Annotated in this window: 12 protein-coding genes; 6 read left to right on the top strand and 6 right to left on the bottom strand. The window is 73.0% G+C overall.

Going from position 1 to position 14,871, the window contains the following annotated elements; genetic code table 11:
- Positions 1 to 10 precede the first annotated feature (10 nt).
- Positions 11 to 637: a TetR/AcrR family transcriptional regulator gene (locus OHS33_RS33565; RefSeq protein WP_330334185.1), complete on the top strand. Its 627-nt coding sequence runs from the start codon at positions 11 to 13 to the stop codon at positions 635 to 637.
- Here OHS33_RS33565 and OHS33_RS33560 read toward each other — a convergent pair.
- Positions 634 to 1,821, bottom strand: a complete 1,188-nt coding sequence (locus OHS33_RS33560; RefSeq protein ID WP_330334184.1) for a cytochrome P450 — start codon at positions 1,819 to 1,821, stop codon at positions 634 to 636. The genes OHS33_RS33565 and OHS33_RS33560 overlap by 4 nt on opposite strands.
- A gap of 334 nt (positions 1,822 to 2,155) precedes the next feature.
- Between OHS33_RS33560 and OHS33_RS33555 the strand changes: the two genes are divergently transcribed.
- Positions 2,156 to 2,992: an undecaprenyl-diphosphate phosphatase gene (locus tag OHS33_RS33555; protein WP_330334183.1), complete on the top strand. Its 837-nt coding sequence runs from the start codon at positions 2,156 to 2,158 to the stop codon at positions 2,990 to 2,992.
- Positions 2,993 to 3,017: 25 nt separating this feature from the next.
- On the opposite strand, the gene OHS33_RS33550 is transcribed toward OHS33_RS33555, so the two are convergent.
- Both OHS33_RS33550 and OHS33_RS33545 read right to left on the bottom strand, forming a co-directional pair.
- Positions 3,018 to 3,959, bottom strand: a complete 942-nt coding sequence (locus tag OHS33_RS33550) for a M56 family metallopeptidase (protein ID WP_330334182.1) — start codon at positions 3,957 to 3,959, stop codon at positions 3,018 to 3,020.
- Entirely contained in the window at positions 3,956 to 4,327 is a 372-nt protein-coding gene (locus tag OHS33_RS33545) for a BlaI/MecI/CopY family transcriptional regulator (RefSeq protein ID WP_330334181.1), read from the bottom strand. The genes OHS33_RS33550 and OHS33_RS33545 overlap by 4 nt, the downstream gene beginning before the upstream one ends.
- 179 nt (positions 4,328 to 4,506) lie before the next feature.
- Here OHS33_RS33545 and OHS33_RS33540 point away from each other — a divergent pair, with 179 nt between their 5' ends.
- Entirely contained in the window at positions 4,507 to 5,085 is a 579-nt protein-coding gene (locus OHS33_RS33540; RefSeq protein WP_330334180.1) for a hypothetical protein, read from the top strand.
- 322 nt (positions 5,086 to 5,407) lie between these two features.
- Complete coding sequence (locus OHS33_RS33535; RefSeq protein WP_330334179.1) at positions 5,408 to 7,402, top strand: amino acid transporter; 1,995 nt, start codon at positions 5,408 to 5,410, stop codon at positions 7,400 to 7,402.
- A gap of 46 nt (positions 7,403 to 7,448) precedes the next feature.
- Here the strand turns inward: OHS33_RS33535 and OHS33_RS33530 are convergent, their stop codons facing one another.
- Positions 7,449 to 9,662, bottom strand: coding sequence for a transglycosylase domain-containing protein (locus OHS33_RS33530; protein ID WP_443065380.1), 2,214 nt, complete (start codon positions 9,660 to 9,662; stop codon positions 7,449 to 7,451).
- Between the two features lie 136 nt (positions 9,663 to 9,798).
- Between OHS33_RS33530 and OHS33_RS33525 the strand changes: the two genes are divergently transcribed.
- Together OHS33_RS33525 and OHS33_RS33520 are read left to right on the top strand one after the other, a co-directional pair.
- Positions 9,799 to 10,134 carry a PadR family transcriptional regulator gene (locus OHS33_RS33525; RefSeq protein ID WP_330334178.1) on the top strand — a complete coding sequence of 112 codons (336 nt, stop codon included), beginning with the start codon at positions 9,799 to 9,801 and terminating at the stop codon, positions 10,132 to 10,134.
- On the top strand, positions 10,131 to 11,021 hold the full coding sequence (locus OHS33_RS33520) for a hypothetical protein (protein ID WP_330334177.1): 891 nt from the start codon (positions 10,131 to 10,133) through the stop codon (positions 11,019 to 11,021). Before OHS33_RS33525 ends, OHS33_RS33520 begins: the two co-directional genes overlap by 4 nt.
- 24 nt (positions 11,022 to 11,045) lie before the next feature.
- Here OHS33_RS33520 and OHS33_RS33515 read toward each other — a convergent pair whose 3' ends face one another.
- Both OHS33_RS33515 and OHS33_RS33510 read right to left on the bottom strand, forming a co-directional pair.
- On the bottom strand, positions 11,046 to 11,822 hold the full coding sequence (locus OHS33_RS33515) for a class I SAM-dependent methyltransferase (protein ID WP_330334176.1): 777 nt from the start codon (positions 11,820 to 11,822) through the stop codon (positions 11,046 to 11,048).
- A gap of 142 nt (positions 11,823 to 11,964) precedes the next feature.
- Complete coding sequence (locus OHS33_RS33510; RefSeq protein ID WP_330334175.1) at positions 11,965 to 14,781, bottom strand: AfsR/SARP family transcriptional regulator; 2,817 nt, start codon at positions 14,779 to 14,781, stop codon at positions 11,965 to 11,967.
- Positions 14,782 to 14,871 lie beyond the last annotated feature (90 nt).

Genomic DNA, 14,871 nt, shown 5'->3' with positions numbered 1-14,871 from the left:
GAGTGGCGTCATGTCCACCCCTGCCTCCTCTCTTACGTCTCCTCCGTCCGCTCCGGACCGGCGCACGCTGATCGCGGACACGGCGATCGGCCTCGTGGCCGCCGCCGGGCTGCGCGGCCTGACCCACCGCGCCGTCGACGGCGCGGCAGAGCTGCCCGCGGGCAGCACCTCGTACTACTTCCGCACGAGGACCGCCCTGATCGGCGCCTGTTACCAGCGGCTCGCGGAGCTCGACCTCGGCGACCTCGACGTCGGCGGCGCCCCCGCCGCGGCGCCCCCGGACCGGGAGGCGGCCGCGGTGCTCCTGGCGGGGCTGCTCCACCAGTGGCTGACGGTGGGGCGCGCGCGCCAGCTGGCCCGCTTCGAACTCAGCCTGGAAGCGGCACGCAATCCCGAGCTGGAGCCGGAGCTCCATCGGGCGGGGCAGGGCGCGCGCGGCCGGGCCGCCGTGATCCTGGCCGGGCTCGGCGCGGACCGGCCCGAGGAGGCCGCCGGGCTCCTGGCGGCGTGGATGGACGGGCTGCTCTTCGACCGGCTGGCCGGGGCCCTCGCCCGCTCGCGGCCGGCCCCGGATCCGGCCGAACTGACCGCGACCGCCCGCCGGATGCTCGACGCGGCCCTTGCGGGGGCCAGCTAGGCCCAGGTGACCGGGAGGCTCTTCACCCCGTGGATGTCCGCGCTCTCCGGGCGCACGGCGACCTCTTCGGCCGGTACGGCCAGGCGCAGCGCGGGGAAGCGGGCCAGCAGCGCGGAGAGCGCGACCCGCATCTCGATGCGGGCCAGCTGCTGGCCCAGGCACAGGTGGATGCCGTGGCCGAAGGCGAGGTGGCCGCCGGAATCCCGCCGGAGGTCGAGCGCGTGGGGGTCGGCGTAGCGCTCGGGGTCGCGGTTGGCGGTGTTGTACGACAGGACGACCGTCGTCCCCGCCTTGATCGTCTGACCGCCCAGCTCGACGTCCACCAGCGCGGTCCGCATGAAGGACTTGGCCACGCTCAGGTACCGCAGCAGTTCCTCCACCGCCTGGTCGATGAGCGCGGGGTCCGCCCTCAGCGCGGCCAGTTGCTCCGGGTTCTGGAGCAACGCGAAGACCCCGAGGGCCAGCATGTTCGCGGTGGTGTCGAAACCGGCCGCCAGCAGGATCAGGCTGATCCCCTGCAGCTCCTCGTCGCTCAGGTCGCTGTCGGTGAGTTCGCTGAGCACGTCGTCGGTGGGGTGCGCGCGCTTCGCGGCCACCAGCCCGGCGAGGTACTCCTGGGTCGCGGTGTAGGCCGCCAGCAGGTCCTCGTCGCCCGTCTCCCCGTTCATGAACTTGTCGATCTGCTCCTGGAAGGAGTCCCGGTCCTCGTAGGGGACCCCCAGCAGCTCACAGATGACGATGGTGGGGATGGGCTTGGCGAACGCGGTCACCAGGTCCGCCCGCGGCCCGGACCGCTCCATGGCGTCGAGGCAGTCGTTGGTGATCTGCTCGATGCGCTCGGTGAGCAGCCGCATCCGCCGGGCGGTGAACTTGCCCACCAGCGGTTTCCGGTAGCGCCCGTGCTGCGGCTCGTCCATGAGGAGGAACTCGCCGGGCGGCGCCGGCGGGAGTTCGAAGTCGACCACGTTCAGCAGGTCCTTGCGCGAGCTGAACCGCGGGTCGGCCAGGACCGACCGGACCAGGTCGTATCCGGTGATCAGCCAGCCGGGCCTGCCACCGGGGTGCGTGAAGGCGCTCAGGGGGCCGTGCCCCTGGGCCTCGGTCAGTCCGGCCGGCGGGTCGAAGGGGCAGCCGGACCGACGCTCCGTCGGCAGTGCCGTGACGGTGTGGAGGGATTCACTCATGACCGTTCCTCTTCTCGCGACATCACATGTTTGAACAATGCCGAAAGCTACGTTGCGTTCATGAAGTCGTCAATCAACATAAAGCCGTTTCCCCAGGCAGGAGACGGTAAATTGATGCAATGACGCGAAGGCTGAATGCAACGGAGCGTTGCAATGAATGACATCGAAGGCAACGTCGGCGGGGGCACCCCGGAGCGGACCGTCCAGGGCAAACACCTCCACCCGGCCCGAGGTTGGCCCCGCCGCACCCATCCTCTAGAGTCGTACTCGACGTCTACATTCATGTAGACGAGTGCGGGGCCACCCGATCGAACCCACGTCAGGGACGGACCAATTGAGCGCCATCGGTATCGGACAGGCCGTGATCCTCGGCATCGTCGAAGGGGTCACCGAATTCCTGCCCGTTTCCTCCACGGGCCATCTGAAGATCACTGAAGGCCTGATGGGCATTCCGGTGGACGACAAGTCCGTCGTCGCCTTCACCGCCGTCATCCAGGTCGGCGCCATCGCCGCGGTCCTCGTGTACTTCTTCAAGGACATCGTGCGGATCATGGCCGCGTGGGGACGCGGTCTGGCCAACCGCGAGGAGCGCCACCACCACGACTACAAATTCGCCTGGTGGGTCATCTACGCGACCATACCCATCGTGGTCGTGGGACTCGCGGCCAAGCCGCTCATCGAGAGCACGCTGGCCTCGCTGTGGATCGTGGCCGGCTCCCTGATCGTCGGCAGCGGCCTCATGTGGGCCGCCGACCAGATGGGCCGCCACCGGCGCGGCGAGCAGGACACCACCCTCAAGGACGCCATGCTCGTGGGCTGCTCCCAGATCCTCGCCCTGCTCTTCCCCGGTTTCTCCCGCTCCGGCGCCACCATGTCCACCGGCCTCATCCTCGACCTCGAACGCGTCGCCGCGACGCGCCTGTCGTTCTTCCTCGGCATCCCCGCCCTGACCGGCGCGGGTCTGTACGAGCTCAAGGACGCCATCGGCGCCGGTGTGGACCCCCTCCCCCTGATCGTCGGCACCCTGGTCTCCTTCGTCGTCGCCTACGCCTCGATCGCCTGGCTCCTCAAGTTCGTCGCGAAGCATTCCTTCAACGCCTTCGTCGTCTACCGCATCGCCGTGGGCGTCCTGCTCCTGGGCCTCCTCGGAACCGGCGTCCTGACCGCCTGACGGCCGGGCACGAGGCGGGCGGCCGTCAGGCGGCTGAGGCCTCGCCCTGGGCGATCTCGACACCGTGGTGCAGCCAGACCGCCCCGGCCACCGAGGAGGCCCCGGCCGCGGCGCACAGCAGGGCCATGGCCAGCAGGGCGGGGGCTACGCGCCGGGCGGGCTCCTGGGTGAGCAGGGCCCGTACCCGGGCCGGGACCGGACCGGTGACCGCACCCGCCGCGAGCACGGATCCCCCGGGCCGCTCGCCGCCGCGGGTGACGGCCAGTGCCGCCCGCCCCACCGCGTGCGCGGTCAGCGTCCGGCTGCCGGTGGCCCGGGCGGCGGACTCGTCGGCCGCGCGCTCGGCGGCGTACGAGACCTGCGGGACGGCGGCGGCCAGTGCCGGGTGGCACCATCCGGCGAGCTGGGCGGCGGCGAGGAAGAGGTGGTGGCGCGCGGCGAGGTGCGCGCGTTCATGGGCCAGCAGGGCTTCGCGTTCGCGCGGCTCCAGCGAGCGCAGCATGCCGGTGGTCACCACGATCCGGCCCCTGCCCCGCGGACCGCCGGGCAGGGCGTAGGCGTCCGGGCGGGAGTCGCGCAGCACGCACAGCCCGCCGACGGCCGGCAGGTGGGCGACGTCGCCGTGGGCGGAGCGCAGGCGCCTGGCCTCGGACAGGCCGCGCCGGGCCACGGTGGCGGCGATGACCGCGACGGTCCCGGCGGACAGCGCGGAGACGCCCAGCGTCAGGAACGCGGGACCGGCCCGCAGCGGCTGGATGAGGTGCGCGAGGGCGGCCAGGGGCCCGATCGACAGGGCCAGTGGCAGCAGCAGCGCACCGAGGCAGGCCACGACGCCGACGGCGAGGGCCAGGGTGGCGGCGGTGATCGTCCACAGGGCGGCCTCGGGCCGCACCCGGGCGGCCGTGCGCCGGGCGAGCGGCGGCAGCAGCCAGGGCAGCAGCAGGGGGACGATCAGCAGCCCGATCACTGCCCGCCGCCCTCCAGCAGCCGCCTCAGCTCCGCCTCGTCGTCGGAGCTGAGGCCTTCGACGAAGCGGGCCAGGACCACGCCGCGGTCGCCGTCCTGGTCGAGTTCGCGGTGCATCCGGCGCGCGGTGAGCCCGTGCGCGTCCTCCACCGGGAAGTACAGGAAGCCCCGCCCGCCGGGCCTGCGGTCTATGACGCCCTTCTCCTGCAGCCGGGCCAGCAGCGTCGCGACCGTGGTCCGGGCCAGGTCCTGGGGTATCGCGTCCCTGACCTGCGCCGCGGACCGGGGCCCGCGCGCGGCCCACAGGGCCGCCAGGACGCTGGCCTCCAGCTCACCGGCCGGGCGGCGTTCGCCCGTCTTGTCGGTCATGGAACCTTCCTCTCGGGGAGATCGTCTGCGGACACCATTATCGGGGACCTGGGTCGAGGGCGGAGCGTACGCCGCCCCCGCCGTGGCGTGCGGACGGCGGGTGCCGGGGCTCCCGTACTCACCGGCGCCTGAGTACGGGAGCGCTGCCGGGCGGCCGACGCGCCTGCTGGGATGGGCCCATGACCCGAACTCCTTCTCCCACCGCACCCGCACCGCTCCGCCGCCGCCCCGCCAGGGTGCTGGTCCGGGGCGGCGCGGTGCTGCTCGTCGCCGTACTCGTCCAGGGCTGCGCGCTGGTCCAGGGCCACGTCATGTCGGAGACGGAGTTCCGCACGCATCTGGAACGGACGCAGCGGGCGGGTGACGAGGCCGCGCGGCAGCTGGGGCTGAACCCCTCGGCGGTGGTGGACCGGCACGACATGTCCAACTCCTCTTGCAAGGACGACCTCGGTCTCGACGCGGAGGGCGTCAGCCGCGACCAGCCGAGCGTCACCTGGACCCCCGACTTCGCGAGCCCCGCCGCATACGCGACCGCGGTCGCCACGCTCCGCGAGGCGTGGTCCGCCAAGGGCCTGACGGTGCGGGACATCCCCGCCCCGGACGCGGGTGAGCGGGGAGCGGGCCTGCCCGGTATCCGGACGACCGATGACCACGGCGTCGAACTGTCGCTGCGCCCCGGCTGGTTCTCGGGCAAGCCGGAACTGGTCGCCGACGGCGGCTGCGTACGGCACGAGGGCGCGCTGGTCAGCTGGAAGTAGGCCACCGCGCACCGGGTACGGAAAAGCCCCGGTCTCCCTGAGGAGACCGGGGCCTTGATCGAGCGCTGGGCAGGCCTTGCACCTGCATCCCCCCACGGGAAGTGGGGTGCCTTTCCTTGGACCACCAACGCGAGCCCCACCACCGGGAATCCCGGCCGCGAGTACGAGGTCAATCGTATCCCACGCCGACCCGTGCCACGGACACGTGGGGGCGCGCATACCCCCTCCGCAAAGGGGTACGGAAGCGAGGTCGCATACTCGGTGGTCGTTGCCGTGAGTGCGGTGGCGGCCGGGCCCGGTGGACTCGGCGAGGGAAGGGTTGATGGGGGACATGAAGCAGGCGAGCGACGAACTGGCCGTGCCAGAAGTGATGGAGAGCCCGGCGTTGCGGGCGCAGCCGAACGGCGGCCTGGCGCGGTGGCTGCTCCGGCACCGGGTGCAGCCGATCGGGCCGGGGGCCGGCGAGGGGCACACCGAGTCGCACGCCTGGTGGAAGGTGATGTGCCTGACCGGAGTGGACTACTTCTCCAGCCTGGCCTACGTACCGGCGATCGCGGCGCTCGCGGCCGGGGCGGTGTCACCCCTGGCGACCCTCGTGATCGTCGCGCTGACCCTGCTGGGCATGCTGCCCATGTACCGCCGCGTGACGCACGAGAGCCCGCACGGCGCCGGGTCGGTGGCCATGCTGGAGGACCTGCTGCCGTTCTGGCGGGGCAAGTTGTTCGTCCTGGTCCTCCTCGGCTTCGTGGCCACCTCGTGGATCATCACGATCACCCTGTCCGCGGCGGACGCCTCCGTGCACGTGGTCGAGAACCCCTTCTTCCCGCAGGCACTGCACGGCCATGAAGTGGCCATCACCGTGACGTTGCTCCTGCTGCTCGGCGGGGTGTTCCTGCTCGGGTTCAGCGAGGCGGTCAGCGTCGCCATCCCCCTGGTCGCGGTCTTCCTCCTCCTCAACGCGGTGACCATCGGCGTGGGCGTGGTGGACGTGATCACCACGCCGGGCGCCTGGTCGGCGTGGACGGACGCGCTCTTCAACGGCGGAGGCGGCCTCGGCGGGCTGCTCGGTCCCGCCCTGCTCTCGTTCCCGCTGCTCGTCCTCGGCCTCTCCGGATTCGAGACGGGGGTGAGCATGATGCCGCTCGTCGCGGCCGAGGGCGCCGATCCCGAAGAGCGGCTGCGGGAGCGCATCCGCAACACGCGCAAGCTGCTGAGCACCGCCGCCCTCGTCATGAGCGTCTACCTGCTGGCCGCGAGTTTCGTGACCACCGTCCTCATCCCCCACGAGGCGTTCGAGCCCGGCGGCGCGGCCAACGGCCGCGCCCTGGCCTGGCTCGCCCACGAGCACGTCGGACAGACCTTCGGCACCGTCTACGACATCAGCACCATCCTGATCCTCTGGTTCGCGGGTGCGTCGGCGATGGCGGGCCTGATCAACATCGTCCCGCGTTACCTGCCCGATTACGGCATGGCGCCCGAATGGGGACGCGCCGTTCGGCCCGTCGTCTTCGTCTACACCGTCCTGTGCGTCGGCATCACCATCGCCTTCGACGCGGACGTCAACGCGCAGGCCGGCGCCTACGCGACGGGCATCCTCGCCATGATGGTCTCCGGGGCCTTCGCCGTCACCGTCTCCTCCTTCCGGCGCCGCCGGCGGGCCGCCACCGTCGGATTCACCCTGCTCACCGCGGTCCTGCTCTACGCGCTGGTGGCCAACATCGTCGACAAGCCCGACGGGATCGCCATATCCGGCCTGTTCATCGCCGGCATCGTCGTGGTGTCCCTGGTCTCCCGGGTCTCCCGCACGACCGAACTCCGCGCGGACCACCTGGTCTTCGACCCGGCCGCCCGCCAGTTCATCACCGACACCATCGTGTACGACAACGCCATCAACATCATCGCCAACCGCCGCCAGACCGGCGACGGCCCCGAATACGCCGACAAGGAGCGCGAACAGCGCGGGAACAACCCGGTGCCCGGCCCCGCCGACGTCATGTTCCTGGAAATCGACGTGGTCGACCCCTCCGACTTCAGCGAAGTCCTCACCGTCCGGGGAGTCGAGGTCGACGGGTACCGGGTCCTGCGCGCCGCGGCGCCCGCCGCGCCCAACGCGATCGCCGCCATCCTGCTCGCCCTGCGCGACACGACCGGAGTCCAGCCGCACTGCTACTTCGCGTGGGCCGAGGGCAGCCCGCTGACCCACATGTTCCGCTACTTCCTCCTCGGCCGCGGCGACACCGCACCCGTCACCCGCGAGATCATCCGCAAGCACGAGCCCGACCCCGCCCGCCGCCCCGGCATCCACGTCGGCGGCTGACCGCACCGCCCCCGCGGGCGGGTTGACCCGCCCGCGGGGGCGTACCTCAGTGCACCGCCTTGATGTAGTCCGCCCACAGCTTGACCGCCCGGTCGCTGCCGGGGGTGCCGGGGGCGTCCTCGCCAAGGCCGGTCAGCGGCAGGGGGATCAGGTCGGTGAGGGACATCCGGTAGACGACGACCGCCGTGGATTCCTGCCCGGTGCTGGCCACGAACCAGCCCGCGGTGTTCCCGGCGGTCGTCCCGGTCTTGCCCGCCGCGCCCGGGGACGCCTTGCTCGCGGCCTTCGCCGATCCGTCGGTGACGGCGTCGCGCAGGGCGTCCGTCACCGCGCCCGCCGCCGTGGCCGACATCGCCCGGGCGGGCTTGGGCGCCACGACCGGCAGCGCGCTGCCGTTGCGCGTGATCGCGCGCACCGAGTAGGGCTCGGTGTGCATCCCCGCGGCGGCGAAGGTCTCGTAGGCGCCGGCCATGCGGATCGCGCTGGGGGTCGAGTTCTCCCCGAGGGCGAAGAGGGGGACCTGGGGGCCGAGGCTCGGGCCGAGCAGCCCGGCGCGCTGGGCCAGGGCGTCCACCCGGTCGAGTCCGACGTCGAGTCCGAGCTGCAGCATCGGGGTGTTGACGGAGTCCGCGACGGCCTTGCTCAGGGGGATCTGTCCCCAGCTGCGGCCGCCGTCGTTGTGGCCCTTCACCACCTTGCCGCTGCGGTCCCAGTAGGGTCCGTCGGGCGTCTGTACGGTGACCTGGTCGTTGCCGTCGTACATCGCGGTCGGGGAGACCTTGGTGCGGGGCTTGCCGCGGTCGCGCATCACTCCGTCGTCCAGCGCGGCGGCGTAGACGAACGGGGTGAAGGCGGTGCCGACCGGGATCGTCGTCGCGTTCGACTCGTTGAAGCCCTGCTTGAGGTAGTCGGGTCCGCCGTACACGGCGAGCAGCCGCCCGTCGGGGGCGACGCTCGCCGCGCCGATCTTCGCGTACTGGTCGGTGGTGGGCCGGTGTTCGGCGTCGAAGGCCTTCTGCGTCTTCTGCACGGCGGCGGTCAGCGCGTCCGTGCGGTTCCTGTCGAAGGTCGTGTAGATCTGGTAGCCGCCGAGGTCGAAGTCCGAGTCCTTGATGTGCCCGGATTTGATCGCGTACGCCTTCGCCAGCTCCACCAGATAGCCGGACTGCCCGGTGGCGTCGCTGACGACGGAGCGCTCCAGCGGGTCGGGGAACTTCGTGTACTTCGCTCGCTCGGCCGCCGAGAGGTTGCCGGTCGTGACCATCCGGTCCAGGGTCCAGCTCCAGCGCTCGACGGCGCGCGCCCGGTTCTCCTTGCTGACGGCCGGGTCGTACAGGGCGGCGCCCTTGAGGAGGGAGGCGAGGAAGGCGCCCTCGCTGGCGTTGAGCTGGGAGACGTCCTTGCCGTAGTACGCCTGGGAGGCGCGCTGGATGCCGTAGGTGCCGCGGCCGAACCAGCTGGTGTTGAGGTAGTCCTGCAGGATCTGCTGCTTGCTCTTCGCGCGGTCCAGCTTCACCGCGAGGAGGATCTCGGTGAACTTCCGGGAGACCGTGCGGTCCTGGTTCAGGTAGGCGTTCTTCACGTACTGCTGCGTGATGGTCGAGCCGCCCTGCGTTTCGCCGCCGGTGACGGCGGCCTTCACGGCGCGCAGGAAGCCCGAGGGCGAGACCCCGGGGTCCGAGTAGAAGCTCGCGTTCTCGGCCGAGAGGATGGCGCCCTGGACCGGCTTCGGGACCTTGTCGAGCGGCATTTCCTGGCGGCTGACCCAGCCGGTGCGGGCCATTTTGGAGCCGTCGGACCAGTAGTAGACGTTGTCCTGCTGCTTCGCGAAGGAGTTGAGGTCGTCGGGTATGTCGGTGACGGCGTAGGCGATCCCGACGAAGGCGACCGCGGTGAGGAGCCCGTAGAGGAACGCGCCGAGCCACTGGCGCCAGGACGGTATCCAGCGGCGCCAGTCGGTGCGGCCGGGCCGGGGGTAGGCGGGGCGCAGGCGCCGTGCGAGGGGGCGCGCGCGGGCGATGAGCGGGCGCCCACGGGCTATGAGCGGGGCGAGGGCGGGCGCGACGGCGGCCCATCCGGCCAGCGCGCCGCCGGGGGCGCGGCGCTTGCGCCGACGGCCCGCGGCGGACCTGCCCCGGGACCCGGATCCGGAAGCGGACCCCGAACCGGCCACCGGACCGGGCCCGGACTCGGCCTCGGCCCCGTTCTCCGGACCGCTGCCGCCCGACCGGCCCCCTGATGCCCCGCCGCGACTGCTCACTCCGAATGTCCCCTCTGACGCTTTGCCCCCTCACCCTATGGCGCTCGTAGGAACCTCCATGACGGCGCCCCGGCGGTTCGGCCCGCCCGCCCGCTCCCCCGCCGGTATATGCCGGTGGGTGACTTACGATGCGGGGATGAGTGATCGTGCGATGCAGGAACCCACCCTCCTCCTCCTGACCGCGCTCGCGGACGAGCCCCGGCACGGCTACGCGATCGCCCGCGAGGTCGAGACGATCTCGGGCGGGCGGGTCAAGCTGCGCACCGGCACCCTGTACGGCGCCCTGGAGCGGCTCCTGGGGCAGGGCCTGATCGAGGTGCACGAGGAAGAGATCGTGGACAGCCGCCTGCGCCGTACGTACACGCTCACCCCCGCCGGGCGCGAGAGCCTCGGCGCCGAGGTCCAGCGGATCGCCGCGACCGCCCGCGAGGCGACCCGCCGCCTGGGGATCACCGGGGAGGCCACCGCGTGAGCCTGCCGCTGCTGCGCCTGTATCCGGCGAAGTTCCGCCGCGAATTCGGCGAGGAGATGGCCGAGGCGTACCGGGAGGCGACCGAGGGGGCCGGCCGGTGGACCCGCTTCCAGGAGGCCTGCGACATCGCGGCGCACGCGCTGCGGCTGCGCCTGGGGCTGGGCTCCGCCCAGCGGGGCGGGCGGCTCTTCGCCGCCGCGTCGCCCTTCGCCCTGGCCGCCACGGCCTCGTACTCGGCCTTCGACCTCGTCTCGACGGTCTCGGACTGGCAGATCAGCGACAACCCCGATTTCCTCGTGCCGCTCACCTACGCCACCGGCGGCGGCCATCTGGTGGCCCTGATCGGCGCGGTCGTGGCCCTGTCCGGGCGCCACTCGGGCGCCCTGTGGGCACTGGCGGGCCTGGTCGGCGGCGCCGTCTCCGTCCTCGTGACCGTGCTGCCCGCGGACCTGCCGGTGCCGTGGCAGCTCCCGGCCTTCCTGCTGCTGCCGATGGTGCCCGCCGTCCTGCCCCTGGCCTGTCCGCCGGACCTGCGGCCGGCGCGCCGGATCCGCAGCACCTCGGGGGTGCTGGCCCTGGCCCTGTGGGCTCCGCTGGCGGCCTTCCTGTTCGCTCTGCTCGACTCGAAGGGAATCGGGCTCTTCGTGCACTGGCGCTACGGCGTTCCGGTCATCGCGGCCCTGGCCCTGGCGGGCCGGTCGGCCCTGTCCGGGCTGCGCACCGCCCCTCAGGTCGTGGTCGCGGCGCTGCCCTTCATGATCACCGGGTTCTTCGGCGGAGTGCTCGACCAGGACAGCATCCCGACGGCCCTCCTGCTGCTGGCGGGCGCGGCCCTCGCCGTACGGCTGTGGCGGAGCCGGAACTCCGGGACGGCCACGCCCACCTGAGCCGACGCCCCGGGCCGCCTCCGCTCAGCGCGCGGTGACCCGGATCTTGGACTGGCCGTGGCCCAGTTCCTCCCAGTCCGCCATGAAGCGGGCCGCCAGTCCGTGCCGCTCGGCCAGGGCGACGAGGGTCTCGGTGCGGTAGTAGAAGTCCTCGCGGAGCACCTGGTGTTCGGAGCCGGTGGTGCGGTCGAAGGTGAAATCGAAGTGCCCGCCGGGCGCCAGTACCCGGCCCACGTGGGCGAGGCACTCGTCGATGACCTCGACCGGCGAGTGCGAGAACACGCTGTGCGCGTGCACGACGTCGAAGTGGGCGTCGGGCAGGAAGTCCAGCGTCAGGTTCCCGGTGATGGTCAGGTGCGGGACCTTGGCCTGGAGCCCGCGCTCGGTCAGGGTGCGCTTGGCCGCGATCAGGATGTCGGGCGAGATGTCGATGCCGTAGTAGTGGCCCGGCTCCAGGTGGTCGATGAAGCGCCAGCCCGCGCGCAGGTTGCCGCAGCCTATGTCCAGCATCCGCGCGCCCGGTTCGAGGCCGTGCCGGAGCAGGTAGTCGAACTGCATCCGGCCGAGTGCGAGCCACCGTTCGTGCGTGTGGCTCCCCACGGCCGCCTCGGGGCTGCGCCGGGTGTCCGAGGCCATCACGGCCCGGTAGTAGCTCACGTGGTCGGGGTGCTTGAAGGCCAGCCAGCGGTCGCGGGCGGCCCGCTTCAGGTACGGGGCGATGCGGTGCGGGCTGCTCGCGGCGTACCGGACCTTGTGGGCGAGGGACGCCCGGTTGGCGACGAGGTTCTTCTTGCTGGCCATGCCTGCTCCATCTCCGTCACATGCCGAAGTCCGGGCACGCGGGAGCGCGTCGACCGCCGCCGGACCGGGATTCATGCGGCCACTATATGTCGGTGAACGACATATACGTTTCACCGGGCCATGTGCGTGTCACCGGGTCAGGTCACCGGGCCGTGAGGGAGGTCAGGGTCGCGGAGGCCGCGGCCACTTCGGGCAGGCCCAGCGCCGCGAGCTGCTCCACCGCCTCCGCCAGCCGGTCCCTGGCCCGGTCGTGGTCCCCGGCCACCGCGAGGGCGGTGCCCAGCAGGCGCAGGGTCCGCGCCCGCGCGGCCCGCCAGCCCAGCCGCTCGGCCGCCGCCAGCGCCCGCTCACCGCACTGCACGGCCTCCCCGGCCCGGTCCGCGGCGAGCCGGGCCGCGGTCTCCGAGATCAGGTTCATGACCACGAGGGCCGGGTATCCCCCGCGTTCGGCCAGCCCGGCGCTCTCCCGGTGCCGGGCGACCGCCTCCCGCGTACACCCGGCGTGCCGGGCCACGATCCCCAGGCTGTACAGCGCGTGGGCCTCGCCGTGCCGGTCCGCGGTGTCGCGGGCGGCCGTCAGGCTCAGCCGGCAGGCCTCGGCGGCCTCCTCGAAGAGGTGCAGGTTCAGCAGGGTGCTCACGCTGTTCGAGCGCGCGCTGGTCGTGCCCCACGTACTGCCGCAGGCCGTCCCGAGGGCGATCGCCTCCCGGTAGAGGGCGTCGGCCCCGCGCCAGTCGGCGCGCGCCTGCCGGACCACGGCCAGGCAGGTGAGGATGTCGGTGCGCACCACCTCGTCGGCCGCCTCCCGCGCCGCCCGCTCGGCGTCGCGCAGCGCGGTCTGCGCCTCGGCCAGCCTGCCCAGCCGGGTGAGGGCCGACCCCAGCATGTATCCGGTGCGGCCCGCCGCCCTCGGGTCCCCCTGCTCCTCGGCGGCCCGCAGGATGCGGCGGGCCGGGGCCACCAGCGCGGCCCACAGGAACGAGCCGTCGAGCGGCGGATCGAGGACCAGGACCATGTCCGCGATCAGCCCGACCGCCGACGGGCTCGCCTCCAGCGTCTGTACGGCCACCGCGAGAACGGCCTCGATGTACGGCGCCACCGGGTGCCCCCCGCTGTCCTGGGCGGCGACGGGCACGCCGTCCGCGGCCGTGGGGGTGAGCAGGCCCACCACCGGATGTCCGGGGCGCTCGACGGCGTACGCGTACCGGGCGCGGGCCAGGATGTGGTCGACCAGCCGCAGCAGGGCGCGCGTCCGCTCCGGCGGCGCGTCGTCCCGCGCGGACCGCGCGGCGGCGAACGCTTTGAGCAGATCGTGGAACCGGTAGGTGGAGGGAGCCGGGGACTCCAGCAGCCCGAGCGCCGTCAGCCGCTCCAAGTACCGCTCCGCCCGCGGCCGTTCCAGCCCGGCCAGCGCCGCCGCCGCGGCCAGGTGCACGGTGTGGGCGTGGGGCAGCGCGAGGAGCCGGAACAGCCGCGCCTCCTCCGGGGCGAGCAGGTCGTAACCGAGCCGGAAGCACGCCTCGACGCTGTCCTCGGCCCCGGCCCGGCCGGACGGCCCGGGCGAGAGGGGTGCGTCGCGGCTCCCGTCGAGGAGCCGGACGAAGTCCGCGAGCGCCCAGGCGGGCCGCGTCGCCAGCCGGGACCCCGCGATCCGCAGCGCCAGCGGCAGCCCGCCGCAGCGCTCGGCCAGGGCCGCGGCCGCGGCGGGTTCGGCGCCGATCCGCTCCTCCCCCACGATGCGGCCCAGCAGGGTCAGCGCCTCCCCGGTGGCCAGGACGTCGAGGCGCACGCGCAGCGCGGCCGGCACCTCGGGCAGGGTGCTGCGGCTGGTGACCAGGACCGCGCAACCGGGCGAACCGGGCAGGAGGGGCGCGATCTGCGCCGCGTCGCGCACGTCGTCCAGGACCAGCAGGATCCGCCGGCCCGCGAGCCGGGTCCGGTAGAGGGCCGCGCGCTCCTCGGGCTCGTCGGGGAGGGACGGGCCCGCCACGCCGAGCGCGCGCAGGAAGGAGGCGAGCACGGCGTCGGGCCGCGCCGGGTCCTCCCGTACGCCGCGCAGGTTCGCGTACAACTGCCCGTCCGGGAAGTGCTCCCGCAGCCGCTGGGCCGCGTGCACGGCGAGGGTGGTCTTGCCGACCCCGCCGATCCCGCCGACCACGGCGATCACCACCCTGTCGGAGGCGGTCCGGGCCAGCCGGTCGAGCAGGGCCCGTACCTCTTCGTCGCGGCCGGTGAAATCGCTGGGGACGTACGGGAGTTGCGCGGGGATCGGTGGTTGGGGAGCGGTGACGGCGGCCTGGGGGACGACCGGGGCCTGGTGTGTCTCGCCGAACCGGCCGCCGCGCTCCAGGGCGGTGTCCCGCAGGGCGCGCAGCCGGTCATTGAGGGGGTGTTCCAGGCACAGACCGGTCAGTTCGGCGACGAGCCGGGCGTGGCGCCCGAGGGCCAGGTCGAGTTCGATCCGCTCCACCAGGACCGACAGGTGCAGTTCGGCCAGGCTCTCGCGCCGGATGCGGGCCTGCGGGCCGGGCAGCCCGGCCAGCGCGGCGCCGCGCCACATCGCCAGGGCCCGCGCCAGCAGGTCCCGCGCCCCCGACGCGTCATCGGCCGCGGCCGTCGCCCGCGCCCGGGCCACGAGGCCCTCGAAGCGGGCCAGGTCCAGGGCGTCGCGGCCGATGTGGAGGGCGTAGCCGCGGCCCTGGGTCACGAGGCCGGGGCCCAGGATGCGCCGGAGCCGGTACACGTACGACCTGACCGTGCCGACGGCCGCGGACGGGGGCTCCCCGTCCCACAGGCCCGCGATCAGCTCGTCCAGGCCCACCACGGCGTCACGCCGGCACAGGAGCATGGCGAGCAGGGCGCGTTGCTGTGGCGGACCCAGCGCGAGCGGGGCCTCGCCGCAGTGCGCCTGAAGGGGTCCGAGCAGGGAAAAGTACGGTTCGGGTCGCGTGCCACTCATTGTTCTTCTTCCCACTCCCGCTTCTACGGGGAAAATATGCGTGCGCGTGCCACCCAGCCGGAACTCTACCAAGAGCGCGCGGAACGGGAG

The sequence above is a fragment of the Streptomyces sp. NBC_00536 genome, from assembly GCF_036346295.1.
In the GTDB taxonomy this organism is placed as follows: domain Bacteria; phylum Actinomycetota; class Actinomycetes; order Streptomycetales; family Streptomycetaceae; genus Streptomyces.
This window is presented reverse-complemented; position numbering and strand designations above follow the sequence as displayed.

What these genes read in the sequence shown, in the direction of transcription:
- OHS33_RS33565 (WP_330334185.1), top strand. Translation starts at nt 11, where the DNA reads ATGTCCACCCCTGCCTCCTCTCTTACGTCTCCTCCGTCCGCTCCGGAC.
- OHS33_RS33560 (WP_330334184.1), bottom strand. Translation starts at nt 1,821, where the DNA reads ATGAGTGAATCCCTCCACACCGTCACGGCACTGCCGACGGAGCGTCGG.
- OHS33_RS33545 (WP_330334181.1), bottom strand. Translation starts at nt 4,327, where the DNA reads ATGACCGACAAGACGGGCGAACGCCGCCCGGCCGGTGAGCTGGAGGCC.
- OHS33_RS33540 (WP_330334180.1), top strand. Translation starts at nt 4,507, where the DNA reads ATGACCCGAACTCCTTCTCCCACCGCACCCGCACCGCTCCGCCGCCGC.
- OHS33_RS33535 (WP_330334179.1), top strand. Translation starts at nt 5,408, where the DNA reads ATGGGGGACATGAAGCAGGCGAGCGACGAACTGGCCGTGCCAGAAGTG.
- OHS33_RS33525 (WP_330334178.1), top strand. Translation starts at nt 9,799, where the DNA reads ATGAGTGATCGTGCGATGCAGGAACCCACCCTCCTCCTCCTGACCGCG.
- OHS33_RS33515 (WP_330334176.1), bottom strand. Translation starts at nt 11,822, where the DNA reads ATGGCCAGCAAGAAGAACCTCGTCGCCAACCGGGCGTCCCTCGCCCAC.
- OHS33_RS33510 (WP_330334175.1), bottom strand. Translation starts at nt 14,781, where the DNA reads ATGAGTGGCACGCGACCCGAACCGTACTTTTCCCTGCTCGGACCCCTT.